Source organism: Microbacterium sp. DMC48 (assembly GCF_056313825.1).
This window is the reverse complement of the sequence record NZ_JBQUZN010000003.1, coordinates 22,334-46,862: the sequence shown is the minus strand read 5'-3', so window position 1 is coordinate 46,862 and position 24,529 is coordinate 22,334. Positions and strand designations below refer to the sequence as shown.

Below are 24,529 nucleotides of genomic sequence, written 5' to 3'. Positions count from 1 at the left end.
CCGTGCGGCCCGAGCCGCTCCTCGTCGTTCAGTCGGCGTGCTCGGGGGGCCAGACGACGCGGAAGCGTTCGAAGACGATCTCGTCCTCCTCCGACCATTCGGCTCCGCGGGCGGCGGCGACGCGCGTCCAGTAGCGGCGGTGCTCGCGCTGCCAGCTCTCCAGCGATCCGTCGTCCTCGCCCTCGTCGGCGGCGAATGCCGCGTCGCCGCTGGTGAAAGGACCCAACCTCAGTTCGGTCGTGCGCATGATGATGCGCGGTGCGCCGGAGCTGTCGCACGCGATCCAGTGCGATCCGATGCGCGGCACGAGATCGCCCCGAGCGACGAAGTCGGCCACGAGCTCTGCCGTCGCTCGTTTCCGCCCCGACAGCACGATGTCGAGGAGTTCGTCGGCGAGCCGGGCGTTGTCACCGAAGTGCTCGACGGTGTACTCGCCCCCGGCGAGCACCGCTTCGGGCCGCGCGGCGCGGTAGGCGTCCCACATCGCGGCGGCAGCATCGCTGTCGAGGGGGAGCGCGTGAGAGGAGAGAGCGGGTTCTGTCACCCTCAGATCCTGCCACGTCGCTCGCGCGCGGCCGGCCGAGGCGCGGCCTGCAAACCGTAGACTGACCGGGTGGGAGAGTCCATCGCATTCACCAAGGGCCACGGCACGGGAAACGACTTCGTGATCGTTCCCGATGACGAGGGCGCCCTCGACCTGAGCGCCGCCCAGGTGGCGGCCCTGTGCGATCGCCGCTTCGGCATCGGCGGCGACGGCATCCTGCGCGTCGTTCGCAGCGCCCGCATCGCCGAGGGTGCGGCGAGCGGGGACGCCGAGTGGTTCATGGACTACCGCAACGCCGACGGATCCGCCGCCGAGATGTGCGGCAACGGCACGCGCGTCTTCGCGAAGTACCTGGTGGACACCGGCCGTGCCGATATCGACGCCGCACCGCTGCGCATCGGCACGCGCGCCGGCATCAAGACCTTGACGCGCAGCGACCTGGGCTTCGAGGTCGACCTCGGCGTCTTCGCCATCGACGGCGACACCGTCGTGAAGGCGCGGGGACTCGACGTCGCCCGGCCCGGTCAGGGCATCGACGTCGGCAACCCGCACGTCGTCGTGGCGCTTTCCAGCACGGCTGAGCTCGAGGAGCTCGACCTCACCGTGCAGCCGCTGCTGCATCCGGAGCCGGTCGCCGGGGCGAACGTCGAGTTCGTCGTTCCGGCCGACCCGCTCGTGAAGAACGGCGTCGGCAGCATCCGTATGCGTGTCTTCGAACGCGGTGTGGGTGAGACGCTTTCCTGCGGCACGGGTGTCGCGGCGGCGGCCCTCGCCGTTCGTCACTGGGCTGGTCCCGCGGCGCCCGATCACTGGAGCGTCGAGGTGCCCGGCGGCATCCTGGGCGTTCGCATCGTCGCCGAAGGCGACGGCGACCACGTGCTCCTGTCGGGGCCGGCGGCTCTCGTCTACTCCGGCGAGGTGCGCCTGGCCTGACGCGGCGTCGATCGCGGGGGACCCAGGGCGGGTCTGGAAACCCAGGGCGGGTCTGGAGACTCAGGGCAGTTCGATGGCGCCGGTGCGCACGGCACCGTGACGGCGCACTTTGAGCACGCGGAAGCCGCGTCCGGTCGCCGCGCGCGTCACGGAGTATCCGTTGTCGAACGTCGCCGCCAGCCACCTCTGCAGCGAGTCGGACCCGAGGTTTCGCTGCACGACCAGCCAGGCATCGCTTCGTTCGTCCAAGCGGGGCAGCCACGTCTCCAGAAGACCGTGCAACTCGTTCTTGCCGACGCGGATGGGCGGATTGGAGCGGATGCTGCGGAAGCGGACATCGTCCGGAACATCCTCGGGACGCACAGCGTTGATGTTGCCGACACCCCATTCCTGCGCGTTTCGGCGCACCAGGTCGAGGGCGCGATCGTTGACGTCCACCGCCCACACCGTGGCATGGGGCGACTGCACGGCGATGCTGAGCGCGATCGGCCCCCAGCCGCAGCCGAGGTCGAGCAGGTGGCCGCCCGGTGGCGGCGGCGGAGTATTCGCGAGCAGCACCGCCGTCCCGCCGTCGACGTGGTCGGGGCTGAACACCCCGCCCGCGGTCGTGACCTCGCCGCTGCGCCCACCGAGGGACACGCGGATGCGACGGAGGTTCTCGGCGCTGGACGGGGAGGCGCTGAAGTAGTGGTCACTCCCCATCCTGCGAGCGTACCGGAGCCACCCGCCCGCGCGGGAGGCTAGACTGCAAGGCTGACCTGGAAGGAATCCATGACCCACACCACCGAGACCACCGACGCGCACGGCGAAGAGACGCCGCTCGACCCGGTGGATCGCGTGCTGGCACGTGCCGAGGGCCGCTCTGGCGTGCGCGTCTTCGGTAGTGCCCAGGCGCTGCAGGATGCCGCAACCGTCGCCTCCGGTGACGCTGACGGCGATCAGTGGGATCGCGAGGAACGCGCGGCGCTGCGGCGCGTGCCGGGTCTGTCCACGGAGCTCGAAGACGTCACCGAGGTCGAGTACCGCCAGCTGCGTCTGGAGAACGTCGTGCTCGTGGGGGTGTACCCCCAAGGGTCGCAGGAGGATGCCGAGAACTCGCTGCGCGAACTCGCCGCGCTCGCCGAGACGGCCGGTGCCGTCGTTCTCGACGGCGTGCTGCAGCGGCGTCCGCATCCCGACCCCGCAACCTACATCGGCCGCGGCAAGGCGGCGGAGCTGCGCGACCTCGTGGCCGCCGTCGGCGCCGACACCGTCATCGCCGACACGGAGCTCGCTCCGAGCCAGCGCCGCGCACTGGAGGACGTCGTGAAGGTGAAGGTCATCGACCGGACCACCGTGATCCTCGACATCTTCAGCCAGCACGCCAAGAGCCGCGAGGGCAAGGCCCAGGTCGAGCTCGCCCAGCTCGAGTACCTGTTGCCGCGCCTGCGTGGCTGGGGCGAGTCGATGAGCCGTCAGGCCGGTGGTCAGGTGGGTGCCGGCGGCGCCGGCATGGGCTCACGCGGGCCCGGTGAGACGAAGATCGAGCTCGATCGCCGCCGCATCCGCACCAAGATGGCCCAGCTGCGCAAGCAGCTGCGTGACTTCGCACCCGCCCGCGAGGCCAAGCGCAGCGAACGCAAGCGCAACACGATCCCGTCGGTCGCGATCGCCGGCTACACGAACGCCGGCAAGTCCAGCCTGCTCAACCGGCTCACGAGCGCCGGTGTGCTCGTCGAGAACGCGCTGTTCGCGACCCTGGACGCGACCGTACGTCGCGCCGAAGCGGCCGACGGTCGCGTCTACACCCTGACGGACACGGTCGGGTTCGTGCGCAATCTGCCTCATCAGCTCGTCGAGGCCTTCCGGTCGACGCTGGAAGAGGTCGGCGACGCCGACGTGCTGGTTCACGTCGTGGACGGCTCCCACCCCGACCCCGCCGCGCAGCTCGCGACCGTGCGCGACGTGATGGGCGACGTGGGTGCGCGCTCGACGCGTGAGATCGTCGTCTTCAACAAAGCGGATCTCGTCGACGACGACACCCGACTCGTGCTGCGCGGGCTCGAGCCCTCCGCGCTGTTCGTGTCGTCGCGCACGGGGGAGGGTATCGCGCAGCTGCGCACCGTCATCGAGGACGCCCTCCCGCTGCCGGCGGTCGAAGTGCGCGCGCTCGTGCCGTACGACCGCGGGGACCTCATAAACGCCGTGCACGAGTCCGGCCACATCCTCTCGACCGCTCACGAGGAGGGCGGCACCGCGGTGCACGCCCACGTCTCCGAGCGACTCGCGGCGGAGCTGGCGCCCTACGCGCTCTGACGTGGTGAGGAGCCTGCCAGTTCTATCGGCGGCACGCCGGGCGTCGTGAACCCGAACACCTGGCCGAGGAACGCGAGCTCGCTCTGCAGCGCGTGCACGACCGCCTCGGCGCCGCGGAACCCGTGCCCTTCGCCCTCGTAGAGCACATAGGCGTGCGGGATATGACGGGCCGCGAGCGCGTCGCGGATCGCTTCGGCCTGCGATGGCGGCACGACGGCGTCGTCTGCGCCCTGCAGCAGCAGCACCGGCACCTGGAAGCCGTCGATGTGCGTCAACGGGGAGCGCTGGATGTAGAGCTCCTCGGCCTCGGGTAGCGCTCCGATGAGCCCATCGAGATACCGGGACTCGAAATCGTGGGTATCGGCGGCCAGGGTGCGGGCGTCGCCCACGCCGTAGCGGGAGATGCCTGCGCCGAAAACGTCGGTGCGGGCCAGCGCGGCGAGCACGGTCCAGCCACCGGCTGATCCGCCCTTGATCGCGAGGCGCGCGGGGTCGGCCGCGCCCGTGGCGGCCAGGCCCGTGGCGGATGCCGCGACATCTGCGACGTCGACGACGCCCCATTGGCCGCGCAGTCGCTCACGGTATGCGCGGCCGTACCCCGTCGAGCCCCCGTAGTTCACCTCCAGCACCCCGATGCCGCGACTCGTGAAGAACAGCGTCTTCGCGTCGGCGACGCCGCCTTCGTGGCCGGTCGGCCCGCCGTGCACCAGCACGAGGTACGGCGGGCGTTCCGTCTCGGGTGCCGCCACTCGCGGATGTCGCGGGGGATGCACGAACGCGTGCACCGTGCCCGTCGGGCCTTCGAGCGAGAACGGGCGTGTGTCGGGAAGCCACGCATCGAGATCCTCGCCGTCGACCTCTGCACGCTGCCCGATCACCAGATCGACGCGCATCGTCGCGGCCTCCTCATCGATCTCCACGAGCCAGATCCCGCTCATGCCCGGCGCCAGCCCGGAGATCAGCGCCCGACGCCCCACGACCGCTTCGACGCAGAGCGATGCCGTGGCAGGCAGAGGGATCACGGTCTCGGTGCCCGCGGCGGTGCGCCAGACGAGCTCGTCCGAGCCGTTGGTGCGGACAGCGATCACCCCGCCGTCGGAGGTCACCCCGAACCAGCGGCTGCCGAGCGACCACAGCGGGCCTCCCGTGTCTGCATCGGCCGGCGCGAAAGGTGTCCGCGGCAGATCGGCATCGAGGCGCAGTCTCCAGAGGTTCCATCGGCCGGTCGCGTCGTCCAGGTAGAGCAGGTCGTCCTCGTCACACCACTCGGGCTGGAGCGCTGCCGTGCTGCCGTCGGTCACGTCGGTCCACTCGACCACGGCGCCGTCCTCCAGGCGACCGACACGCAGTCTCGTGCGGTCCCAGGGCATGTCGGGGTGATTCCAGGCCACCCACGCGAGACGGTCGCCGCGCGGCGACAGTGCGGGCTGAGCGACGAAGTCGCTGCCCGCGACGAGATCGCTCGCTCCCTCACCCTGCAGGTCGATGCGCACGATCGCCCGTTCACGGCCCGCCCGTTCGCGGATGGCCAGCAGCATGCCGCCGGACGCGCGAAGCCCGCCGTAGCGGACGTCCGCGTCGTTCGTCAGGCGACGCGGCTCCGAGCCGGGTTCGCGCACCCACACCTGCTGGTCTCGCCGTTCGACGAAGAACAGTCGGCCGGCCTCGTCGACCGCCCAGGATCCCCCGCCGTACTCGTGCACGCCGGATCTGGCGTTCCACGGCGCCGGCAGGACGGGGTGCACCCTTCCGGTGGCATCGCGCCGGAACACCGCGGTGCGGCCGGCCTCGTCGGCCACCGTCTGCGCCCACCACACCTCGTCGCCGACGAGCGCGGCACCGTCGATGCGGGGTGACGACGCGGAAGCCCACGCGGCCGTGAACGGAGAGGGCCAGGATCCATAGGGGTTCACATCGACCATGTCTGCCACGCTACGCGCCTGCGTCAGTCGACGTCGCAGGACACGTCTCGTCACACGCGGGGACGGGCGGCAAGGTGGCTCTACAGTGGTGGCACCGAGGCTGCGGTACGCCGGCTGCACGACCCCGACGCGAGAGAAGGCACCGAGCGATGACGTCTCACGAACCGCACATCGCTGCTGCGCGGGCCGGCGGCGAGGCATCGCCGCAGGTCCCGTTCTCGTTCGAGATCTATCCTCCGCGCACGCTGGCGCAGTTGCCTGCGCTCCACGAGACCATCCGCGTGCTGGCCGAGGCGGGGCCGCGGTTCATCTCCGTGACGTTCGGCGCCGGAGGCTCGACCACCGATCGCTCGCTCGCCGTGCTGACGCATATCCTCCGCGAAACGCGGGTTCCCCCCGTCGCGCATGTGACATGCGTCGGCAGCAGCTATGCCGAGGCGACGACGGTCATCCGCCACTTCCTCGACGCCGGCATCACCCGCTTCCTCGCCGTGCGCGGCGACCCGCCGCTCGGCGTCGGAGAGGACGACATCGTCTTCGGCGATCTGGAGTCGGCGGCTCAGCTCGTGCAGCTCATCGGACGTGTGCACGCGGAGCGGTCGACGTACCGCGAGCGGGAGATCCCGGGCGTTCCGGGAGCGGTTCGGGTCATCGACGGCGACCGCGTCGACATCGCGGTCGCTGCGTTCCCGAACGGTCACCCGCGCTCGCGTCATCGCTACGAGGACATCGACGCGCTTCTGGCCAAGCAGGCCGCCGGGGCGACGTCAGCCATCACGCAGCTCTTCTTCCACGCCGACGAGTACCTCGACTTCGTCGCTCGTGCCCGGGCGGCCGGGGTGGTCATTCCGATCGTCCCCGGAATCATGCCGATCACCTCGCCCGGGCGCCTGCGCCGTGTGCTCGAGCTCACCGGAGACGCGCGCCCCGACTCCCTCGCCGCGGCACTGGAGTCCGCTCCGGATGCCGCGGCGCAGCGCGAGGTCGGTCTCGCCCATGCCGCTGCGCTCGCCCGGGCCGTGGTGGCTGGCGGCGCCGAGGGCGTCCACCTTTACGCCTTCAACAATCACGAGACCGTTCTGGGTGTGCTGCGCACCGCGGGGCTGATCCCTGAACGGCGCTCGTAGGGGGCATTCAGTCAGAGGACGCGGTTGCCGCCGCGCGGCGAAGCCCCCAGCGGCGCCACGCATGGCGAACCGCCACCGCCGGCGTCGATGGACCGGCGAGCCACGCGCCGGCGGCGACGGCGAGCGCGATCGCCAGAGCTACGCCGGACGCGCCGACCACCGCCGATAGCAGCTGATCGTAGATCGCGACGGCTGCGGCCGGTGTCAGCGCCGTTCCGGCGGCGGCGGTCGACAGCGCCGCGCGGCCGACCGCAGTTGCGATCAGCAGTGCTCCGAGAGCCGCCGCCGCCCCGAGCGCCGCCCACCGGAGGGTGTCCACGCGTCGCCGAGCGAGCGCAATCCCGGCGAGGAACAGGATCGCGGTGGCGACCGGCATCCACCATCCCGCGTTCACGCCGAGCGCATAGCCCGTTCGGACGGCAGCGAGGGCATCCCCGGAGCCGATGATCACGACGTGGTCGACCGAGGGGATGAGCGTCGCCCACGCGACGTCACGCGCGCTCAGGCGTTCCTTCACGCCCGCCACGACGGCGCCGACCTGCACACCGAGTCCGGCATCGGTCTGCACCACGACGCCGGCGCCATCGGCGGTTGCGGCGAGCGTCAGCGCGCGGTGAGACTGCCGAAGGACCTCGTCCCAGACCGCTCCGAAGGTGTCGGAGCGGATCGCTTCGGCGATCGCGTCGTCCACGAGAGTCTGCGCGGCCGCAGCGGCGGGCGCCTGCAGTCGTCGCAGGGCGTCCGCAGCCCGATCGCCGACGCCGAGGGCGATGATGCCGTCGACGATCGAGCCGGCGAGAGCGCTCGTGTCGAGCTTCGCGTCGACGGCGTCGGTGGATGCCGCGATCACCGCGTCCTGGACGACGGTCGAGCGGGCCAGCGGCGCGAGCGTCGCGGTGAAAGCCTCTTCGTCCACCAGCTGCACCCTCGCCCACACGCTCAGGATGGACAGCGGCAGGCAGACGACGGCCAGGACGACCGCGACGGCCGACACGACGGCGCGCGCCCGCGACATGCTCAGACCGCGCGCAGGACGGCCACGACGCGACCGAGAACCACGGCGTCGTCGCCGAGGATCGGCTCGAAGGAGGAGTTGCGGGGGAGCAGCCACGTGTGACCGTCCCGCTGTCGGAAGGTCTTCACCGTCGCTTCGCCGTCCAGCATCGCCGCCACGATGTCGCCGTTGTCGGCCGTCGGCTGGGAACGCACGACGACCCAGTCGCCGTCGCAGATGGCGGCGTCGATCATCGACTCGCCGCTGACCTTGAGCATGAAGAGATCTCCCTTGCCGACCAGCTGACGCGGCAGCGGGAAGATCTCCTCGACCTGCTGATCGGCCGTGATCGGTACGCCTGCCGCGATGCGCCCGACCAGGGGGACGAGCGCGGCGTCACCGAGCGCGGGGGTGAGGTCGGCGGGGTTCTCCGCGGCGGCACCCGGCAGGTCGATGAGGACCTCCATCGCGCGCGTCTTGCCGGCGTCGCGGCGCAGATAACCGCTCAGCTCCAGCTGGTTGAGCTGGTGCGTGACGCTGGACAGCGACTTCAGGCCCACGGCGTCGCCGATCTCGCGCATGCTCGGCGGGTAGCCGAAGCGCGCGATGGAGGTCTGGATCACCTCGAGGATCTTCAGCTGCTTGTCGCTGAGGCTCTTACGCCTGCGTGTCTGAGGCTTGTCGGCCATGTCGCGCGCTCCTTCGATCGCGTCCCCGGAAGGCAGCGCCTTCGAATGTCGGAGGTTGGTGATGGGGTCATCTTGTCGAAACCGTATCCGGTTTTCGCACGGTCGTCCGGCACGTGTACGCGTGTCGGGTTCGATTCATCTGCGAGAACGGCAGGGCTTGACACTCGAACACTATCGAAGATAGATTCGGAACAGAGATTCGCATCCACCTCTCCCGGCCGAGAGGCGGATGCGAATCTCGAATCGAATCTTCGAAGTGACGCTTTCAACTCGACGCCCCGGAGCGGGACACGTCTCAAGGAGGAACTCATGACCACGATCGACATCCTCGGCGCTTCGCCCCGTGGCCGTGTCATCGCGGCGGCCCCGGTCACCCGTCTGCGCCTGACGGTTCGCGGTCGCCAGGTGCTCGCCTTCCTCGCTTCGGTCCCGGTCGTCGTCGCGCTCGGCATCGGCATCGTGTCCGGAGGCGGTGCGCTGGCCTCGAACGAGGGGGCGTCGGGAGTCACGTTCACCCATGTCACGGTGCAGCCGGGCGATACGCTCTGGTCGATCGCGCGCGCGGTCGCTCCCGACGTCGACCCGCGGGACGCGGTCGACGCGATCGTGCGGCTCAATGCGCTGGACTCGGGCAGCCTCGACGCCGGGCAGAGCATCGCGATCCCGGCCGAGTACTCCGCCGGTCGCTGAGCGGCCGCTGACCGACCTCGTCCGGGTCTCGCGGCGACCCCTACGATGGTGAGGGTGAGCGTTCGACTCGATGACCTTCCTCTCAGAGATGACCTGCGCGGCCTCACGCCGTATGGGGCCCCGCAGGCTCCGCTGCCCGTCGCGCTGAACGTCAACGAGAACACTCATCCGGTGCCGGAAGCGGTCGCGGACGACATCCTCGACAGCATCGCGCGCGCTCTTCGGGAGGTGAACCGCTACCCGGATCGTGAGTTCACCGCCGTGCGCGAAGGCTTCGCCGAGTATCTGGGTCACGGCCTCTCAGCCGCGCAGATCTGGGCCGCGAACGGATCCAACGAGGTTCTGCAGCACCTCCTGCAGGCGTTCGCCGGCCCCGGACGGACGGCGTTCGGTTTCGCGCCGACCTATTCGATGTACCCGTTGCTCACTCGCGCGACGGGTGCGACCTACGTCAGCGGGACGCGTGGCGTCGACTACACGCTCGCCCCCGACGACGCCGCGGCCCAGATCGACCGTGCGCAGCCCGACGTCGTGTTCCTGTGTGCGCCGAACAATCCGACGGGAACGCCGCTGGGTCTCGATGTGATCGAGGCGGTCTACGACGCGGCGCCGGGCATCGTGATCGTCGACGAGGCCTACCAGGAGTTCGCTCCCCGCGATTCCCGGTCCGCGCTGACGCTGCTGGCCGACCGGCCGCGCCTCGTGGTGTCGCGCACGATGAGCAAGGCCTTCGCTTTCGCGGGCGCTCGCGTCGGCTACCTCGCGGCCGACCCCGCCGTCATCGACGCGCTGCGTCTGGTTCGACTGCCCTACCACCTCAGCGCGCTGACCCAGGCAGCAGCCTCCGCCGCGTTGCGTCATGCGCCGGCCATGCTCGCCATGGTGGACGAGATCGTCGCTCAGCGTGACCGGATCTCTGCGACCCTCGATGCGCTCGGATACCGTCCCTTCGAGAGCTGGACGAACTTCGTGCTCTTCTCGGGTGTGGAAGATCCGGCGACGACGTGGCAGGGGCTCTACGACCGCGGTGTTCTGATCCGCGACGTCGGGATCGCCCACAGTCTGCGTGTCACCGCCGGCACGGAGGAGGAGTCCACGGCCTTCCTCGATGCGCTCGCGTCGCTTGGACCGGGCGGTTCCGGCGCGCACTGACCGTCACCGTCGGGGTAACACGCCAAGGCCCCGTGCGGGCTCTCGGTAGACTCGGCTCATGAGCACCCCGGCCTCCCGCACGGCATCCCTGCGACGCGCGACCAGCGAATCCACGGTCGAACTCGACCTCGATCTGGACGGCACCGGGCACAGCCGCATCGACACCACGGTGCCCTTCTTCGATCACCTGCTCACGGCGTTCGCGAAGCACTCGCTCACCGATCTCACCGTGCGTGCCTCCGGCGACACCAACATCGACGCGCACCACACCGTCGAAGACACCGCGATCGTCCTGGGACAGGCGATCCGCCAGGCCCTCGGCGACAAGAGCGGCATCTCGCGCTACGGAGACGCCCTCGTTCCGCTGGACGAGGCGCTGGCGCAGGCGGTCGTCGACATCAGCGGGCGTCCCTACCTCGTCCACACCGGTGAGCCCGTCGGGTTCGAACACCATCTCATCGGCGGCCACTTCACCGGGTCGCTCGTGCGCCACACCTTCGAGGCGCTCGCGTTCAACGCCGGTGTGACGATGCACGTCACGGTGCTCGGTGGACGCGACCCGCACCACATCGCCGAGGCCGAGTACAAGGCCGTCGCTCGCGCCTTCCGACAGGCGAAGGCGCTCGACCCGCTGGTCCACGGCATCCCCAGTACGAAGGGGGCCTTGTGACCGACGCCGCCTCCGCCCCCCAGACCGGTGCCGATCTCGACGACCGTCCCCTCGTCGCGGTGCTCGACTACGGGTCGGGCAATGTCCACTCCGCCGTCAAGGCGCTCGTCGCCGCTGGCGCCGATGCGCGGCTGACCGCAGATCGCGGACTTATCGACGACGCCGCCGGCCTCGTCGTCCCCGGTGTGGGAGCTTTCCGCGCCGTGATGGAGGCGCTGCGCGCGACGCGCGGCGACGAGATCATCGAACGCCGTCTCGCGGGGGGATTGCCGGTGCTCGGCATCTGCGTGGGCATGCAGGTCATGTTCGAGCACGGCGTGGAGCGCGGCGAAGACACCGAGGGACTCGGTGAATGGCCGGGGGCGGTCACCGAGCTCGATGCGCCGGTGCTTCCGCACATGGGTTGGAACACGGTCCGGGCCGGTGAGGGCTCGACGCTGTTTCGCGGCTTGGAAGACGAGCGGTTCTACTTCGTGCACTCCTATGCCGCCCAGCATTGGTCGCTCGAGGTCACGCGCCCGTTCCGTGAGCCGGCCCTCACCTGGTGCGATTACGGCACGCCGTTCCTCGCGGCGGTGGAGAACGGGCCGCTGTCGGCGACCCAGTTCCACCCGGAGAAGAGCGGCGAGGCCGGCATCCGCCTGCTCGCCAACTGGATCTCCTCGCTTCCGCAGGAGCTCACCCGCACCCGGTAGTAGTCTCTCTGCTTGTGTGTCCTCGTGTCCGCACGTCGCGGCCACTGAACCTTTCCTGGAGCCATGAACGATTTCGCGTCGACCCCCGAACTGATCCTTCTGCCCGCCGTCGACGTCGCTGACGGCAAGGCTGTGCGCCTGACTCAGGGCGAGGCCGGCACCGAGACGAGCTATGGCGATCCCGTCGATGCGGCGTTGGCGTGGGCGCGCGATGGCGCTCAGTGGATCCACCTCGTCGATCTGGATGCCGCCTTCGGGCGCGGCAACAACTCCGCGGTGCTGCGCAAGGTGATCAAGCAGCTCAAGGGCGTGCAGGTGGAGCTGTCCGGAGGAATCCGCGACGACGCGACACTGGAAGCCGCACTCGAATCGGGCGCGACCCGCATCAACCTCGGCACCGCCGCGCTGGAGAACCCCGAATGGGCAGCGGATGTGATCGGTCGCTACGGCGACGCGATCGCGGTCGGGCTCGACGTGCGCGGCACGACGCTGGCCGCGCGCGGATGGACACGCGACGGCGGCGACCTCTGGCAGGTGCTCGAGCGCCTCGAGGACGCGGGATGCAGCCGCTATGTGGTCACCGACGTCACCAAGGACGGCACGCTGAAGGGTCCGAACCTCGAGTTGCTGCGCGAGGTCACCACGCGCACGGTCAAGCCGGTCGTCGCCTCGGGCGGCATCTCGAATCTCGACGACATCGCCGCCCTGCGGGAGCTCGTTCCCCTCGGCGTCGAGGGCGCGATCGTGGGCAAGGCACTCTATGCGGGGGCCTTCACCCTCGCCGAGGCGCTGGATGTCGCCGCAGGCTGAGCGTCCCGACGACGCCGCGGCGCACACCTGCGCTACGGACTCTGCCGGCGTGCCGTGGGCGGGGCGCTCCTTCGAGGCCAATCCGCACGCCGGTGACGACGGCTCTGCTGATCCCGCGCTGCTGTCGGCGCTGCGTGCGTTCGGCCGAGGCGAGGGCGATGCGCGCGCGGTCGTGGACGCCTACCGCTCCGCCCGGTTGCTGATCCCGTTGGTCGCCGAGGCCGGCGACGTCGGAATCGCCCCGTCCGGTCACACCGTCGACAAGACGCAGGAGCTCTCCATCGTCACGGTTGCCGCGCCCGACGGACGGCGTGTGCTGCCCGTCTTCACGTCGGTGCGCACGATGGCGGCGTGGGATCCGAAGGCGCGGCCGGTGCCGGCCGACGGCGTCCGCACCGCCCTGGCCGCCGCTGCCGACGACACCGACCTGATCGTGATCGACCCGGCATCCGAGACCGAGTTCGTGCTGCGTCGCCCCGCGGTATGGGCCCTCGGGCAGGGGCTGGCGTGGGAACCCGCGCACACTTCGCCGGAGGTGTACGCGGGGCTGCAGGAGTCGGTCGGCTCCGAACTGGGCGTGCTGGATCTGTCGGTGGCGCCGGGCGATCCGCAGGCGCGTCTGCGCGGCCCGGAACTCATCGTGCGCCTGCACTTGGTCGACGGGCTCGACCAGTCCCAGCTGGACGCCACCCTGCAGAGGTTGGCGGCGCGGTGGGCCGCCGACGATCGCATCGCCGTGCTGGTCGATTCCCTGACGGTCAAGCTCGTCCGCGGCTGATCGCCGCGCGGCGTCTCACGTGACGGGGCCGGTCCACTTCTCGCCCGGGCCCTTGCCGATCGGGTCGGGGATGACGGATGCCTCCCGAAACGCGAGCTGCAGCGAGCGCAGGCCGTCACGCAGCGAGCGCGCATGCATGTCGCTGATCTCCGGTGCGCCGGCCGTGATCAGCCCCGCGAGGGCGTTGATGAGCTTGCGCGCCTCGTCGAGATCCCGTTGCGTCTCCGGGTCGTCCGCGAGGCCGGTCTTGACGGCGGCCGCGCTCATCAGGTGCACGGCTGCGGTCGTGATGACCTCCACCGCGGGAACGTCGGCGATGTCGCGGGTAGCGGCGGCGGAGGCGCGCTCCTGTTCCTCCCATCGGGCGAGCCGTTCGGCGTCGTGCGGGTCGGGGGTGGAAGGAATCGTGTCCACGTGCTGCTCTCTGCTAGACTGTGCGGGCGCCGGAGTGTTCTGCTCCGGAACGAAAGAGGATCACATCCCACCCGCGCTTGCCGCTCCAGGCTACCGGGTCACGCACTCCGCCTCGTCCGTCGAGGTCGCCGCACCGAGCAGTCGGGGCGGGTGAGGGTGCAGGAACGAAGCCGACGTGCGCGTCGTGCGGGGTGGACGTGACGATCTTCCGCCCGAGACACACCCCTGTGTCCGGTGGCACCCACCCGTACGACTAAGGAGTTCCGCATCAGCGATCCCCGCACCAATGACCGCATCCGCGTTCCCGAGGTCCGCCTCGTCGGACCCGCGGGTGAGCAGGTCGGCGTCGTCCGCATCGAGGTCGCCCTGCGCCTCGCTCAGGAAGCAGATCTCGACCTCGTCGAGGTCGCCCCCAACTCGAAGCCGCCCGTGGTCAAGATCATGGACTACGGCAAGTTCAAGTACGAGGCTGCGCAGAAGGCGAAGGAAGCGCGCCGCAACCAGGCGAACACGGTTCTCAAGGAGGTCCGTTTCCGTCTGAAGATCGAAGCGCACGACTACACGACCAAGCTCAAGCGCGCCGAGGGCTTCCTGCAGGCCGGCGACAAGGTCAAGGCCATGATCCTCTTCCGTGGTCGTGAGCAGTCGCGCCCGGAGCAGGGTGTGCGGTTGCTGCGCAAGTTCGCCGAGGACGTCGCGGAGTACGGCACCGTCGAGTCGAACCCCACGATCGACGGTCGCAACATGGTCATGGTCATCGCCCCGCACAAGAACAAGTCCGAGGTGAAGACCGAGCAGAACGCCCAGCGTGCTGCCAACAAGGAAGCGGCACGCCAGGCGCGCAGCGCCCCGGGCGCCGAGCCCGAGGTCGCCCCCGCCGCCGAGCCCGCTCCCGCGGAGTAAGGCCGCAGGCCGGAGGCGCAGCCTCCCGGCCCCCAGAGCTCCCGCCCCGCGGGAACCACAACGAAGGATAGAGACATGCCGAAGCAGAAGACCCACTCGGGTGCCAAGAAGCGCTTCAAGGTCACCGGTAGCGGGAAGATCAAGAAGCAGCAGGCGAACCTCCGCCACAACTTCGAAGGCAAGCCCACCAAGCGCACGCGCCGCCTGTCGGCGGACAAGATCCTGGCTCCCGGCGACGCGAAGGTCGCCAAGAAGCTCCTCGGCATCTGAGCGCTGACGCAGACGAGAAAGTAGAAGAAAATGGCTAGAGTCAAGCGGGCCGTCAACGCCCACAAGAAGCGTCGCGTCATCCTCGAGCGCGCATCCGGTTACCGCGGACAGCGTTCGCGCCTGTACCGCAAGGCCAAGGAGCAGGTCACCCACTCGCTGGTCTACGCGTACCGTGACCGCCGCAAGCGCAAGGGCGACTTCCGCCGCCTGTGGATCCAGCGCATCAACGCCGCGGCCCGTCAGAACGGCATCACCTACAACCGCTTCATCCAGGGCCTCGGCCTGGCCGGCGTGCAGGTCGACCGTCGCATGCTCGCCGAGCTGGCCGTCAACGAGCCGGCCACCTTCGCCTCGCTCGTCGAGACGGCGAAGAAGGCGCTGCCGGCGGACGTGAACGCGCCCAAGGCGTAATCACTGCCCACACAGCACGAGAAGGGGTGTCCTCCCAGCGGGGGACACCCCTTCTTCATTCCCTAGGATGAGATCGTGCTCGAAAACCCTCGCTCTCCACGTGTGCGCGCCGTCGCCAAGCTGACCAAGCGCAGCGCCCGACAGGAGACCGGGCTGTTCCTGCTGGAAGGACCCCAGGCGGCCCGAGAGGCTCTCGCCTTCCGCCCCGACACCCTCGTCGAGCTGTTCGCCACGCCCACGGCGATGGAGCGTCATCAGGACATCCGTGATGCCGCGGGAGACGCCGGCCTCGAGATCGTCTTCACCACCGAGGCGGTGCTCGACGCGATGGCCGACACCGTCACCCCGCAGGGCATCGTCGCCGTGGCACGACAGTCGCCGACGTCGCTCAAGGACATCTTCGCCGCCTCGCCGACGCTCATCGCGATCTGCGAGGAGGTGCGCGACCCCGGCAACCTCGGCACCATCATCCGCGCCGCCGATGCCGTTGGCGCGGACGCCGTGGTGCTGACCGGGCGGACGGTCGATCCATACAACCCGAAGGTGGTGCGCGCCACGACCGGTTCGCTGTTTCACGTTCCCGTCGCCGTCGGCGCGGAGCTGTCGGCAACCGTCGAGCGCGCGCACGCGGCCGGCCTGCGCGTCGTCGCGGCAGACGTCGGGGGAGAGGACTTCCTCGCGCGACGCGACGCACTCTCCGCGCCCACTGCCTGGCTGTTCGGCAACGAGGCGCGCGGTCTCGACGACGACGCGCTGGCTCTCGCCGACCTCTCGCTGAGACTTCCGATCTACGGTCGTGCCGAGTCGCTGAATCTCGCCACCGCAGCCAGCGTGTGCCTGTACGAAACGGCATTCGCGCAGCGCGGCGAACGCTGACGCGTATTGTTCCGGGTCGGTGACGACTCGGTCAAGATCCTGTGTATAAGTCGGGCGCCGTCCACAGGATCTGCCTAGGCTGGCCCGCATGTCTCATTCCAGCCCGGCTCCCGCGACGTCGAACATCACGGTCCGGCGGGGGGATCCCCTGGTCGTCGTCACCGGTGTCGAGAAGCACTACGGCGCGTTTCACGCGCTCAAGAACATCGATCTGACCGTGAACCGCGGGGAGGTCGTCGTCGTCATCGGCCCATCCGGTTCGGGTAAATCCACGCTGTGTCGCACCATCAACCGTCTGGAGACGATCACCAGCGGCACCATCGCCATCGATGGCAAGGAGCTGCCGAAGGAGGGCAAGGCGCTTGCCGCACTGCGGGCCGACGTGGGGATGGTCTTCCAGTCCTTCAATCTCTTCTCGCACCTGACGATCCTCGAGAACGTCACGCTCGGTCCCATCAAGGTCAAGAAGATGAAGAAGGCGGATGCCGAGGCCGAGGCGAAGATCCTGCTCGAGCGCGTCGGCGTCGGGCATCAGGCATCGAAGCTGCCGGGACAGCTCTCCGGCGGCCAGCAGCAGCGTGTCGCGATCGCCCGCGCGCTGGCGATGAAGCCCAAGGTCATGCTGTTCGACGAACCGACCAGTGCGCTCGACCCGGAGATGATCAACGAGGTTCTGGACGTCATGGTCGGTCTCGCTCAGGACGGTATGACGATGATCGTGGTCACACACGAGATGGGCTTCGCCCGAAAGGCCGCCGATCGCGTGGTCTTCATGGCCGACGGACAGATCGTCGAGCAGGCCAGCCCCGACCAGTTCTTCACGGCGCCCACGAGCGATCGGGCGAAGGACTTCCTCTCCAAGCTGATCACGCACTGACGAAGACGTCCGCGCCCCGCACCGGCGCGGTCAACGAGAGATGGATACGAAACAGGAGGATCACATGCTGAAGAAGAAGAGAATCGCCGCCAGCGTCGCTGGGGTCGCGCTCGCCGCGCTCGCCCTCACCGCGTGCAACAGCGGCACGCCCGGTGCAGAGCCGGGCTCCACCGGCGGCGCGTCGGGTGCCGCGGACAATCCCTGGACGGTCGCCACCGACGTGACGCTCGACGGCAGCCCCACGTTCGAGAAGATCAAGAGTTCCGGCACCGTCACGGTGGGCGTCAAGGAGGATCAGCCCGGCCTCGGCTATCTGGATCCGGTGACCAACACGCGCAGCGGCTTCGACGTCGACATCGCGCGCTGGATCGCCGCCTCGCTCGGCGTTGCCGAGGACAAGATCCAGTTCCAGCCGATCGCCTCGGCCAACCGTGAGCAGGCCATCGTGAACGGGGACATCGACTACTACGTCGGCACGTACTCGATCACCGACAAGCGCAAGCAGCAGATCTCCTTCGCCGGCCCCTACTTCATCACCGGTCAGGGTCTGCTGGTCGCGGCCGACAACGACAAGATCACCGGAAAGGACGCGCTGACCGCAGAGGACACCGTCTGTTCGGCGACCGGGTCGACCTCGATCCAGCGGATCAAGGATGAGACGCTGGCCAAGACGAAGGAGTACGACACCTACTCGGCCTGCGTCGAGGACCTCAAGAACGGCCAGGTCGATGCCGTCACCACCGACGAAGCGATCCTCATCGGCTACGCGGCGCAGAGCCCCGACAAGCTCAAGGTGGTCGGCGAGCCTTTCAGTGAGGAGCGCTATGGCGTGGGTATCGCGAAGGGCGACACCGCGCTCCAGGCGTTCATCAACACGATGTTCACCGACGGTGGCACGACCTGGCAGGCCATCTTCGACAAGAACCTGGGCGCCTCCGGCGTGAAGGCGACGCAGCCCCCGGTCGACGCCGCGAGCTGAGGCATGCCGGCGGCAGCGACGAGTGCGCTGCCGCCGGCATCCGGTATCCAGACGACGACAACGAGAACGATGGAAGGCGGCGCGGTGGAGATCATCACCAACAACCTCGATCTCTGGGGTGAGGCGCTCAGAGGGACGATGGTGCTGTTCGTCGGAGGCGGCATCCTCGCACTGGTGCTCGGCTTCGTCGTGGGCGCCATGCGCGTCTCGCCGATTCCCGCGGCGCGGGCGGTGGGCGCGGTCTACGTCAACTGGATCCGCAACACCCCGCTCACCCTCGTCATGTTCTTCTTCGCGTTCTGCCTGCCGATCCTGCTGCGCGAGCGCATCGACGCGGTCCTGCTGGCCACGCTCGCCCTCGGGGTCTACACGGCGACCTACGTCGCCGAGACGCTGCGCTCGGGCATCAACACCGTTCCGGTGGGCCAGGCAGAGGCCGCGCGCGCACTCGGGCTCACGTTCGGTCAGGTGATGACCCTCGTCGTCTTGCCGCAGGCCACGCGCTCGGTCATCCCACCCATGATGAGCGTGCTCATCGCGCTGTTGAAGAACACGACCGTCGCCGCGGGCTTCTCGGTGCTCAACCTCGGCTCGGTCCGCAGCAACCTCAGCGAGCGCGGCGAGAACCAGCTCGTGACGCTGCTGTGGGTCATGGTCATCTTCGTCGCCCTCGTGCTGCTTCTCGCATGGCTGCAGCGGGCGATGGAGCGCAGATGGAAGGTCGCGCGATGAGCTCCGTCCTCTACGACGTCCCCGGACCGAAGGCGATCGTCCGCAACCGCGTTCTCGGTGTTCTGACGATCGTCGTGATCGCGGCGGCGGCGGGATGGGTGATCTGGCGCTTCGCCGCCACCGGTCAGTTCGCCGCCGATAAGTGGGAGATCTTCACCTACGCCACGATCTGGCAGCGTCTGCTCGACGGGGCCCTGGCCACGCTCGCCGCCTTCGCCGCCGCGGCGGTGGGTGCCCTCGTGCTGGGATTCATCCTCGCGATCGGGCGCCTGTCGGATCGTGCCTGGGTGCGGATCCCGGTCGGCTGGGTCACCGAGGTTCTGCGCGCCGTCCCGGTGCTCGTGTTCATGATGCTGCTCTATTACGGCCTGCCCGTCGTCGGCATCCGGATGGAGCCCTACTGGGCGGTCGTGATCGCCCTCGTCGCGTACAACGGCTCGGTGCTCGCCGAGGTCATCCGTGCCGGCGTCGAGTCGCTGCCGCGCGGCCAGAGCGAGGCGGGTTACGCCATCGGTCTGCGCAAGGCCGGGGTGCTACGACTCGTGCTGCTGCCGCAGGCGATCCGGGCCATGATGCCCGTCATCGTCGCCCAGCTCGTCGTCACCCTCAAGGACACCGCGCTCGGCTTCATCATCACGTACCCGGAGCTGCTGTATGTCATCAAGCTGCTCGGCTCGAATGCGGTGTACAGCTCGCCCCTCATCCAAACGGCCATCATCGGCGGCACGATCTACGTCGCCATGTGCCTGGCGTTGAGCTACGTCGCGTACCGCATCGAGCAGCGTACGAAGCGTCGTCAACTGCAGCAAGCGGCAGAAGGCGGGGCGCTGCACCACCCGGTGGGGGCGACGACCGATACCCAGCTGATCGGTCTGCAGCAGTCGACCGATCGCTCCACGGGCAACGAGGGCGGCGGACCGACACGTCTGCCGCGCCGTCCGCGCTGATCGGCGGGCGACCAGCGCGGCAGGGATGGCTGTCCGCCCCCCGGTAGACTCCTCTCTTGTGTCTGACGCACCCGAGATCACTCCAGAGAACGTCGATGCCGCCGTCGTCGACGCGCTTTCAGCCATCGCCGCGGCAGGCTCGACGATCGAGGTGAAGGCCGCGCGCGCCGCTCACGCCGGCGAAGGCTCGCCCCTGGCGCGGCTGAACGCGCAGCTGCGGCATGTGCCGAACGATCAGAAGGCGGCCTTCGGCAAACTGGTGGGGCAGGCGCGCGCTCGTCTCACGCAGGCCCTCGCCGCCCGTGAGGAAGAGCTCGCCGCTGTGGAGTCCGCGGCCCAGCTCGAGTCCGAGCGCATCGACATCACCGCCGTCTCACCGCGGACGCGTGTCGGGGCTCGGCATCCGGTGTCCCTGCTGCAGGAAGAGATCGCCGACCTGTTCGTCGGCATGGGGTGGGAGATCGCCGAGGGCCCCGAGCTCGAGCACGAGTGGTACAACTTCGACGGCCTGAACTTCGACATCGATCACCCGGCACGCCAGCTGCAGGACACCTTCTTCGTCGACCCGATCGCGCGACACCTGGTGCTTCGCACGCAGACCAGCCCGGTGCAGATGCGATCGATGCTCGAGCGCGACGTGCCGATCTACGTGCTCTCGCCCGGGCGCGTGTATCGCACCGACGAGTTCGATGCGACCCACCTGCCGGCCTTCCACCAGTTCGAAGGCCTCGTCGTCGACAAGGGCATCACGATGGCGAACCTGAAGGGCACGCTGGATCACGCGGCGAAGGTGCTGTTCGGCGCCGAGGCGAAGACGCGCTTTCGCACCAACTACTTCCCCTTCACCGAGCCGTCGGCAGAGCTGGATCTCTGGCACCCCACCTTCAAGGGCGGCCCGCGTTGGATCGAGTGGGGCGGATGCGGAATGGTCAACCCGAACGTGTTGCGCGCGGCCGGGATCGACCCCGAGGTCTACTCGGGGTTCGCGTTCGGAATGGGCATCGAGCGCACGCTGATGTTCCGCTCGGACGTGCAGGACATGCGGGACATGGCCGAAGGCGATGTCCGTTTCAGTGAGCAGTTCGGAATGGTGGTCTGATGCGCGTCCCTCTGTCGTGGCTGCGTGAGTACGTCGAGCTTCCCCAGGACGCCACGACCGACGATGTCTTCGCGGCGCTCGTGTCGGTCGGCTTCGAGGAGGAAGAGGCGATCGGCTTCGAGATCAGTGGACCGGTCGTCGTCGGCCGGGTGCTCTCCTTCGACGCCGAGCCGCAGTCCAACGGCAAGACGATCCGGTGGTGCCAGGTGGACGTCGGTGCGGCGAACGGTGGCGTCCGTGGCATCGTCTGCGGCGCGTCGAACTTCGTCGAGGGCGACAAAGTCGTCGTCTCGCTGCCCGGCGCCACCCTGCCGGGGCCCTTCCCCATCTCCGCGCGCAAGACCTACGGTCATGTCTCGGACGGCATGATCGCCTCCGCGCGCGAGCTCGGGCTGGGTGACGAGCACAACGGCATCCTGCGGCTCGTCGAACTGGGCCTGGACCCCGAGGTCGGCACCGACGCGATCGCTCTGCTGGGCCTCGACGACGTCGCCGTCGACATCAACGTCACTCCTGACCGTGGCTACGCCCTGTCGATCCGCGGGATCGCCCGCGAATACTCGCACGCGACCGGTGCCGCCTTCACCGACCCCGCCGCGCACGCGTGGGACGACGTGCAGCCCGGTTCGGGGTTCGCCGTCGTCGTGGACGACCGTCTGCCGCTGCGCGGACGCGTCGGAGCCAGCGAGTTCGTGGCCCGCGTGGTCCGCGGCGTCGATCCGACTCGGCCGACGCCGCCCTGGATGGTGGCGCGGTTGACCCTCGCCGGTATCCGCTCGCTCGGCATCCTGATCGACATCACGAACTACGTCATGCTCGAGCTCGGCAACCCCATCCACGGGTACGACCTCGACAGACTTCAGGGCGGCATCACGGTGCGCCGCGCGCACGAGGGCGAGAAGCTGACCACCCTCGACGGCAAGGAGCGCACGCTCAGCGCCGAGGACCTCCTCATCACCGACGACTCCGGCCCCATCGGTCTCGCCGGTGTGATGGGGGGCGGCACCACCGAGATGACGGATTCGACGCGCAATGTGCTCGTCGAAGCCGCGATCTTCGACCCGGTCACGATCGCCCGCACGGCACGCCGTCACAAGCTGCCGTCGGAGGCCTCGCGTCGTTTCGAACGCGGAGTGGACCCGCTCCTGCCGTTCGTGGCGGCCCGTCGCGTCGCCGACCTCATGGTCGAGCTCGCCGGCGGCACTCTCGACGCCGACCTCGGGGGTGCGCTGTTCGGCGAGGTCTTCGTGGGCGGCATCGAGCTGCCGCGCGCCTTCGTACCGCAGCTGATCGGCGTCGACTACACGGATGCCGAGATCACCGACGCCCTGGAGATGGTGGGCTGCGAGGTGCTGCCGGGCGACGCGCTCGATGGTGCGACGGACGGCTGGCACGTCATTCCCCCGACGTGGCGTCCTGACCTCACCGACAAATGGACGCTCGCCGAGGAGGTAGCCCGTATCCACGGGCTCGAGCGCATCCCGTCGGTGTTGCCCACGCCGCCCTCCGGCCGCGGCCTCACGTCGGTGCAGAAGGGGCGGCGCCGGGTGGCCAACGCGCTCGCCGCCGCCGGCTTCGTCGAGACGCCCTCGTTCCCGTTCTCCACGGCGGAGGCGAACGCCCTGCACGGGTCGGCGTCGGGGGAGCCCATGGCATCGGTCAAGCTCGCGAACCCGCTCGACGGTCAGGCGCCGTACCTCCGCCGCTCCCTCGTGCCGGGGCTGCTGCAGGTCGCGCACCGCAACCAGGCGCGCGGCTTCGGCGACCTCGCCCTGTTCGAGACGGGACTCGTGTTCACCCCGGAAGAGGGCGTGACGTACGGAACCGACACCGTACCGCCGTTGGCGGTGCGCCCGGACGACGAGACGATCGCCGCGTTGAACGCCGCCCTGCCGCCGCAGCCGCGCCACGTCGCGGTGCTGCTGACGGGTGACATGGTCGCCAAGCAGCCCGGTCATGCTCCGATCCCGGTCGACCTCTCGGACGTCCTCGGCGCGGTCCAGACCATCGCCGCCGGAGCGGGAGTGCGCATCGAGGTCGCCCAGGGGCAGCGCGCCGCGCTGCATCCCGGCCGCGCGGGAGTGCTGACGGTCGCCGGTGACGAGGTGGGCTACGTGGGCCAGGTGCTGCCGCAGGTGGCCGCCGACGCGGACCTGCACGGGGAGGTCTACGTCGCCGAGCTCGATCTCGACCGTGTGCTGCGCCGTGCCGGTGCCCCCGACGTGGCGCCATCGCTGTCGGGGTACCCGGCGGCGACCCAGGACGTGTCGCTGGTCGTCGGCGAAGACGTGGTCGCGGGCGACGTCGAGTCGGCGTTGCGCGAGGGTGCGGGCACACTGCTGGAGGCGGTCCGACTCGTCGACGACTACCGCGGAACGGGCCTCGTCGAAGGTACGAAGAGCCTCACCTTCGCTTTGCGCTTCCGCGCGCCGGATCGCACGCTCACGGCCGCCGAGGCCACCGACGCGAAGCTCGCCGGAGTGGCCGTCGCCGCGGAGCGCTACGCGGCGAGCATTCGCGAGTAGCCGGGGGTTCGCGGTTCGTTCACCGTGACCCCCAATGCCAGGCGGGTACCTCCATGAACCCCTGCCCGACCACGGCCGTGCCGTTCTGATCCTTGCGGAGCTCGACGCGCGCTGCGGCGGGCAGCGCCTCGACCAACTCTCGCGCGTGCGAGACGACGAGCACCTGCGTGTGCGCGGCGGCGCGCTGGATCAATCGGGCCAGCGGCGTCAGCAGTGACACGTGCAGACTCGCCTCGGGCTCGTTGAGCACCAGCAGCGGGGCGGGCCGCGCCGGGAGCAGGGCCGCGCACAGCAAGAGGTAGCGCAGCGTCCCGTCCGACAGCTCGGCGGCATCCAGCGGACGCAGCAAGCCGTTCTGGTGCAGGACGAGGCGAAACAGGCCCTCGCTCGACTCGATCTCGACGCGAGAGCCCGGAAAGGCGTCACGGACGGCGCGTTGCAGGGCATCGCCGTGGCCGGCATCCACGATCGTCGCCCACGTGGCTGCCAGGGTTGCCCCGTCGTGCGACAGCGTCGGAGTCCGGGTGCCGACCTGCGGTCGGCGGGCCGGGGCCTGCGCATCCACGCGGAAATGGTCGTAGAAGCGCCATCCGCTCATCGTGCGCCGCAGCGCCAGCAGTTCGGGCGCCGTGTCACCGTCGGCAAGATCGGTCACGATGCTCTCGTAGGGCGCGAGGCGCTGGTCGAGGTCGGTCCATCGACCGTCGCGCACGCGGGTCGCCTGCCGTCGCCGGTCGATCAGCAGCGCTGCGGGCTTCGCCACAGGGCCGGCGAAGACCTGCTCGCGCTTGATCTCGGGGTCACGGGCGAACGGGTTGGCGACGGAGGGGTCCGATTGCGGGATGCCGAGGTCGATGAGGTAGCCGAGTTCGTCCGAGGAGAAGCCCAGCATCAGGGCGATCGGTCCGCGGCGCACCGTGCCTTGGGTGCCGCCGTTCTCCGGACCCGCCCAGAGCACGGACGACAACCCGCCTTCGCGCGCCACGGCGCCGACGACCTCGCCGCGCGCCGAGGCTGCGAGAAGACGCAGAGCGCGGTAGAGGTTGGACTTGCCCGACCCGTTGGGGCCGGTGACCACGGTGAGCCCGCCCAGAGGCACCACGACATCCCGGAGAGAGCGATAGCCGGCGACGGCGAGGGTCTGCAGCATGCGGTCATGGTGCCAGAGCCTTCCGACACCCCGCAGAGGTCGGGCTA

Annotated in this window: 26 protein-coding genes; 19 read left to right on the top strand and 7 right to left on the bottom strand. The window is 69.5% G+C overall.

All coding sequences use genetic code 11. The annotated features are described in order from the left end of the window. Window positions 1–28: 28 nt before the first annotated feature. Window positions 29–484 (bottom strand): ASCH domain-containing protein, encoded by a 456-nt coding sequence (locus ACT53O_RS00260; RefSeq protein ID WP_051039695.1) that lies wholly within the window; start codon window positions 482–484, stop codon window positions 29–31. A 129-nt stretch (window positions 485–613) separates the two neighbouring features. Here ACT53O_RS00260 and dapF point away from each other — a divergent pair, with 129 nt between their 5' ends. Further along, window positions 614–1,477, top strand: coding sequence for a diaminopimelate epimerase (dapF, locus tag ACT53O_RS00255; RefSeq protein ID WP_036322049.1), 864 nt, complete (start codon window positions 614–616; stop codon window positions 1,475–1,477). Window positions 1,478–1,537: 60 nt separating this feature from the next. On the opposite strand, the gene ACT53O_RS00250 is transcribed toward dapF, so the two are convergent. Next, the gene (locus ACT53O_RS00250; protein WP_112932734.1) at window positions 1,538–2,179 is read right to left on the bottom strand and encodes a class I SAM-dependent methyltransferase; all 642 of its coding nucleotides are present in this window, start codon (window positions 2,177–2,179) and stop codon (window positions 1,538–1,540) included. A 69-nt stretch (window positions 2,180–2,248) separates the two neighbouring features. Here ACT53O_RS00250 and hflX point away from each other — a divergent pair, with 69 nt between their 5' ends. Then, window positions 2,249–3,772, top strand: a complete 1,524-nt coding sequence (hflX, locus tag ACT53O_RS00245) for a GTPase HflX (RefSeq protein ID WP_039416602.1) — start codon at window positions 2,249–2,251, stop codon at window positions 3,770–3,772. Here hflX and ACT53O_RS00240 read toward each other — a convergent pair. Then, window positions 3,760–5,694 (bottom strand): S9 family peptidase, encoded by a 1,935-nt coding sequence (locus tag ACT53O_RS00240; RefSeq protein ID WP_476150874.1) that lies wholly within the window; start codon window positions 5,692–5,694, stop codon window positions 3,760–3,762. The two genes, hflX and ACT53O_RS00240, sit on opposite strands and share 13 nt — an antisense overlap. A gap of 149 nt (window positions 5,695–5,843) precedes the next feature. Between ACT53O_RS00240 and ACT53O_RS00235 the strand changes: the two genes are divergently transcribed. Then, window positions 5,844–6,821, top strand: coding sequence for a methylenetetrahydrofolate reductase (locus ACT53O_RS00235; protein WP_112932737.1), 978 nt, complete (start codon window positions 5,844–5,846; stop codon window positions 6,819–6,821). Window positions 6,822–6,828: 7 nt separating this feature from the next. On the opposite strand, the gene ACT53O_RS00230 is transcribed toward ACT53O_RS00235, so the two are convergent. Together ACT53O_RS00230 and lexA are read right to left on the bottom strand one after the other, a co-directional pair. Next, a complete protein-coding gene (locus ACT53O_RS00230; protein ID WP_476150872.1) occupies window positions 6,829–7,836 on the bottom strand; it encodes a hypothetical protein in 1,008 nt (335 codons plus the stop codon). A gap of 2 nt (window positions 7,837–7,838) precedes the next feature. Further along, window positions 7,839–8,504, bottom strand: a complete 666-nt coding sequence (gene lexA / locus ACT53O_RS00225) for a transcriptional repressor LexA (protein ID WP_036318601.1) — start codon at window positions 8,502–8,504, stop codon at window positions 7,839–7,841. 309 nt (window positions 8,505–8,813) lie between these two features. Between lexA and ACT53O_RS00220 the strand changes: the two genes are divergently transcribed. The 6 genes from ACT53O_RS00220 to ACT53O_RS00195 all read left to right on the top strand — a co-directional run bounded on the left by ACT53O_RS00220 (window position 8,814) and on the right by ACT53O_RS00195 (window position 13,299). Beyond that, window positions 8,814–9,194 (top strand): LysM peptidoglycan-binding domain-containing protein, encoded by a 381-nt coding sequence (locus ACT53O_RS00220; RefSeq protein WP_036318598.1) that lies wholly within the window; start codon window positions 8,814–8,816, stop codon window positions 9,192–9,194. Between the two features lie 45 nt (window positions 9,195–9,239). Continuing rightward, on the top strand, window positions 9,240–10,346 hold the full coding sequence (locus ACT53O_RS00215; protein WP_112932740.1) for a histidinol-phosphate transaminase: 1,107 nt from the start codon (window positions 9,240–9,242) through the stop codon (window positions 10,344–10,346). A gap of 58 nt (window positions 10,347–10,404) precedes the next feature. Then, on the top strand, window positions 10,405–11,016 hold the full coding sequence (gene hisB / locus ACT53O_RS00210) for an imidazoleglycerol-phosphate dehydratase HisB (protein WP_036318593.1): 612 nt from the start codon (window positions 10,405–10,407) through the stop codon (window positions 11,014–11,016). Next, the gene (gene hisH / locus ACT53O_RS00205) at window positions 11,013–11,711 is read left to right on the top strand and encodes an imidazole glycerol phosphate synthase subunit HisH (protein ID WP_112932741.1); all 699 of its coding nucleotides are present in this window, start codon (window positions 11,013–11,015) and stop codon (window positions 11,709–11,711) included. Before hisB ends, hisH begins: the two co-directional genes overlap by 4 nt. Window positions 11,712–11,774: 63 nt before the next feature. Then, window positions 11,775–12,521 carry a bifunctional 1-(5-phosphoribosyl)-5-((5-phosphoribosylamino)methylideneamino)imidazole-4-carboxamide isomerase/phosphoribosylanthranilate isomerase PriA gene (priA, locus tag ACT53O_RS00200; protein WP_036318587.1) on the top strand — a complete coding sequence of 249 codons (747 nt, stop codon included), beginning with the start codon at window positions 11,775–11,777 and terminating at the stop codon, window positions 12,519–12,521. Continuing rightward, window positions 12,505–13,299, top strand: coding sequence for an SseB family protein (locus ACT53O_RS00195; protein WP_112932742.1), 795 nt, complete (start codon window positions 12,505–12,507; stop codon window positions 13,297–13,299). The genes priA and ACT53O_RS00195 overlap by 17 nt, the downstream gene beginning before the upstream one ends. 15 nt (window positions 13,300–13,314) lie before the next feature. On the opposite strand, the gene ACT53O_RS00190 is transcribed toward ACT53O_RS00195, so the two are convergent. After that, window positions 13,315–13,713 (bottom strand): DUF1844 domain-containing protein, encoded by a 399-nt coding sequence (locus tag ACT53O_RS00190; RefSeq protein ID WP_036318582.1) that lies wholly within the window; start codon window positions 13,711–13,713, stop codon window positions 13,315–13,317. 234 nt (window positions 13,714–13,947) lie between these two features. Here ACT53O_RS00190 and infC point away from each other — a divergent pair, with 234 nt between their 5' ends. From infC to pheT, 10 genes are all read left to right on the top strand, one after another. Further along, on the top strand, window positions 13,948–14,616 hold the full coding sequence (gene infC / locus ACT53O_RS00185; RefSeq protein WP_082013814.1) for a translation initiation factor IF-3: 669 nt from the start codon (window positions 13,948–13,950) through the stop codon (window positions 14,614–14,616). 75 nt (window positions 14,617–14,691) lie between these two features. Next, a complete protein-coding gene (rpmI, locus tag ACT53O_RS00180; protein WP_005048908.1) occupies window positions 14,692–14,886 on the top strand; it encodes a 50S ribosomal protein L35 in 195 nt (64 codons plus the stop codon). 30 nt (window positions 14,887–14,916) lie between these two features. Next, window positions 14,917–15,297 carry a 50S ribosomal protein L20 gene (gene rplT, locus ACT53O_RS00175; RefSeq protein WP_005048911.1) on the top strand — a complete coding sequence of 127 codons (381 nt, stop codon included), beginning with the start codon at window positions 14,917–14,919 and terminating at the stop codon, window positions 15,295–15,297. Between the two features lie 75 nt (window positions 15,298–15,372). Further along, window positions 15,373–16,173, top strand: a complete 801-nt coding sequence (locus ACT53O_RS00170) for a TrmH family RNA methyltransferase (RefSeq protein WP_476150867.1) — start codon at window positions 15,373–15,375, stop codon at window positions 16,171–16,173. Between the two features lie 148 nt (window positions 16,174–16,321). Continuing rightward, window positions 16,322–17,050, top strand: a complete 729-nt coding sequence (locus ACT53O_RS00165; RefSeq protein WP_476151524.1) for an amino acid ABC transporter ATP-binding protein — start codon at window positions 16,322–16,324, stop codon at window positions 17,048–17,050. Between the two features lie 64 nt (window positions 17,051–17,114). After that, window positions 17,115–18,029, top strand: a complete 915-nt coding sequence (locus tag ACT53O_RS00160; protein WP_476150865.1) for a glutamate ABC transporter substrate-binding protein — start codon at window positions 17,115–17,117, stop codon at window positions 18,027–18,029. An 84-nt stretch (window positions 18,030–18,113) separates the two neighbouring features. Next, window positions 18,114–18,761 (top strand): amino acid ABC transporter permease, encoded by a 648-nt coding sequence (locus ACT53O_RS00155; protein WP_036317774.1) that lies wholly within the window; start codon window positions 18,114–18,116, stop codon window positions 18,759–18,761. Continuing rightward, entirely contained in the window at window positions 18,758–19,708 is a 951-nt protein-coding gene (locus ACT53O_RS00150) for an amino acid ABC transporter permease (protein ID WP_476150863.1), read from the top strand. Before ACT53O_RS00155 ends, ACT53O_RS00150 begins: the two co-directional genes overlap by 4 nt. A 58-nt stretch (window positions 19,709–19,766) precedes the next feature. Next, window positions 19,767–20,807 (top strand): phenylalanine--tRNA ligase subunit alpha, encoded by a 1,041-nt coding sequence (gene pheS, locus ACT53O_RS00145; protein ID WP_476150861.1) that lies wholly within the window; start codon window positions 19,767–19,769, stop codon window positions 20,805–20,807. Beyond that, entirely contained in the window at window positions 20,807–23,332 is a 2,526-nt protein-coding gene (gene pheT / locus ACT53O_RS00140) for a phenylalanine--tRNA ligase subunit beta (RefSeq protein WP_036317772.1), read from the top strand. Before pheS ends, pheT begins: the two co-directional genes overlap by 1 nt. Before the next feature lie 19 nt (window positions 23,333–23,351). Here pheT and ACT53O_RS00135 read toward each other — a convergent pair whose 3' ends face one another. Next, a complete protein-coding gene (locus tag ACT53O_RS00135; RefSeq protein ID WP_295818498.1) occupies window positions 23,352–24,482 on the bottom strand; it encodes an AAA family ATPase in 1,131 nt (376 codons plus the stop codon). Between the last annotated feature and the right edge of the window lie 47 nt (window positions 24,483–24,529).

Bases quoted from the DNA above. Each gene is read 5' to 3' on its own strand.
- priA (WP_036318587.1), top strand. From the start codon at position 11,775: ATGAACGATTTCGCGTCGACCCCCGAACTGATCCTTCTGCCCGCCGTC.
- ACT53O_RS00220 (WP_036318598.1), top strand. From the start codon at position 8,814: ATGACCACGATCGACATCCTCGGCGCTTCGCCCCGTGGCCGTGTCATC.
- ACT53O_RS00135 (WP_295818498.1), bottom strand. From the start codon at position 24,482: ATGCTGCAGACCCTCGCCGTCGCCGGCTATCGCTCTCTCCGGGATGTC.
- ACT53O_RS00250 (WP_112932734.1), bottom strand. From the start codon at position 2,179: ATGGGGAGTGACCACTACTTCAGCGCCTCCCCGTCCAGCGCCGAGAAC.
- ACT53O_RS00150 (WP_476150863.1), top strand. From the start codon at position 18,758: ATGAGCTCCGTCCTCTACGACGTCCCCGGACCGAAGGCGATCGTCCGC.
- pheT (WP_036317772.1), top strand. From the start codon at position 20,807: ATGCGCGTCCCTCTGTCGTGGCTGCGTGAGTACGTCGAGCTTCCCCAG.
- ACT53O_RS00240 (WP_476150874.1), bottom strand. From the start codon at position 5,694: ATGGTCGATGTGAACCCCTATGGATCCTGGCCCTCTCCGTTCACGGCC.
- ACT53O_RS00195 (WP_112932742.1), top strand. From the start codon at position 12,505: ATGTCGCCGCAGGCTGAGCGTCCCGACGACGCCGCGGCGCACACCTGC.
- ACT53O_RS00260 (WP_051039695.1), bottom strand. From the start codon at position 484: ATGTGGGACGCCTACCGCGCCGCGCGGCCCGAAGCGGTGCTCGCCGGG.
- ACT53O_RS00160 (WP_476150865.1), top strand. From the start codon at position 17,115: ATGCTGAAGAAGAAGAGAATCGCCGCCAGCGTCGCTGGGGTCGCGCTC.
- ACT53O_RS00235 (WP_112932737.1), top strand. From the start codon at position 5,844: ATGACGTCTCACGAACCGCACATCGCTGCTGCGCGGGCCGGCGGCGAG.
- rpmI (WP_005048908.1), top strand. From the start codon at position 14,692: ATGCCGAAGCAGAAGACCCACTCGGGTGCCAAGAAGCGCTTCAAGGTC.
- rplT (WP_005048911.1), top strand. From the start codon at position 14,917: ATGGCTAGAGTCAAGCGGGCCGTCAACGCCCACAAGAAGCGTCGCGTC.
- lexA (WP_036318601.1), bottom strand. From the start codon at position 8,504: ATGGCCGACAAGCCTCAGACACGCAGGCGTAAGAGCCTCAGCGACAAG.
- ACT53O_RS00230 (WP_476150872.1), bottom strand. From the start codon at position 7,836: ATGTCGCGGGCGCGCGCCGTCGTGTCGGCCGTCGCGGTCGTCCTGGCC.
- hisB (WP_036318593.1), top strand. From the start codon at position 10,405: ATGAGCACCCCGGCCTCCCGCACGGCATCCCTGCGACGCGCGACCAGC.
- hflX (WP_039416602.1), top strand. From the start codon at position 2,249: ATGACCCACACCACCGAGACCACCGACGCGCACGGCGAAGAGACGCCG.
- ACT53O_RS00215 (WP_112932740.1), top strand. From the start codon at position 9,240: ATGGTGAGGGTGAGCGTTCGACTCGATGACCTTCCTCTCAGAGATGAC.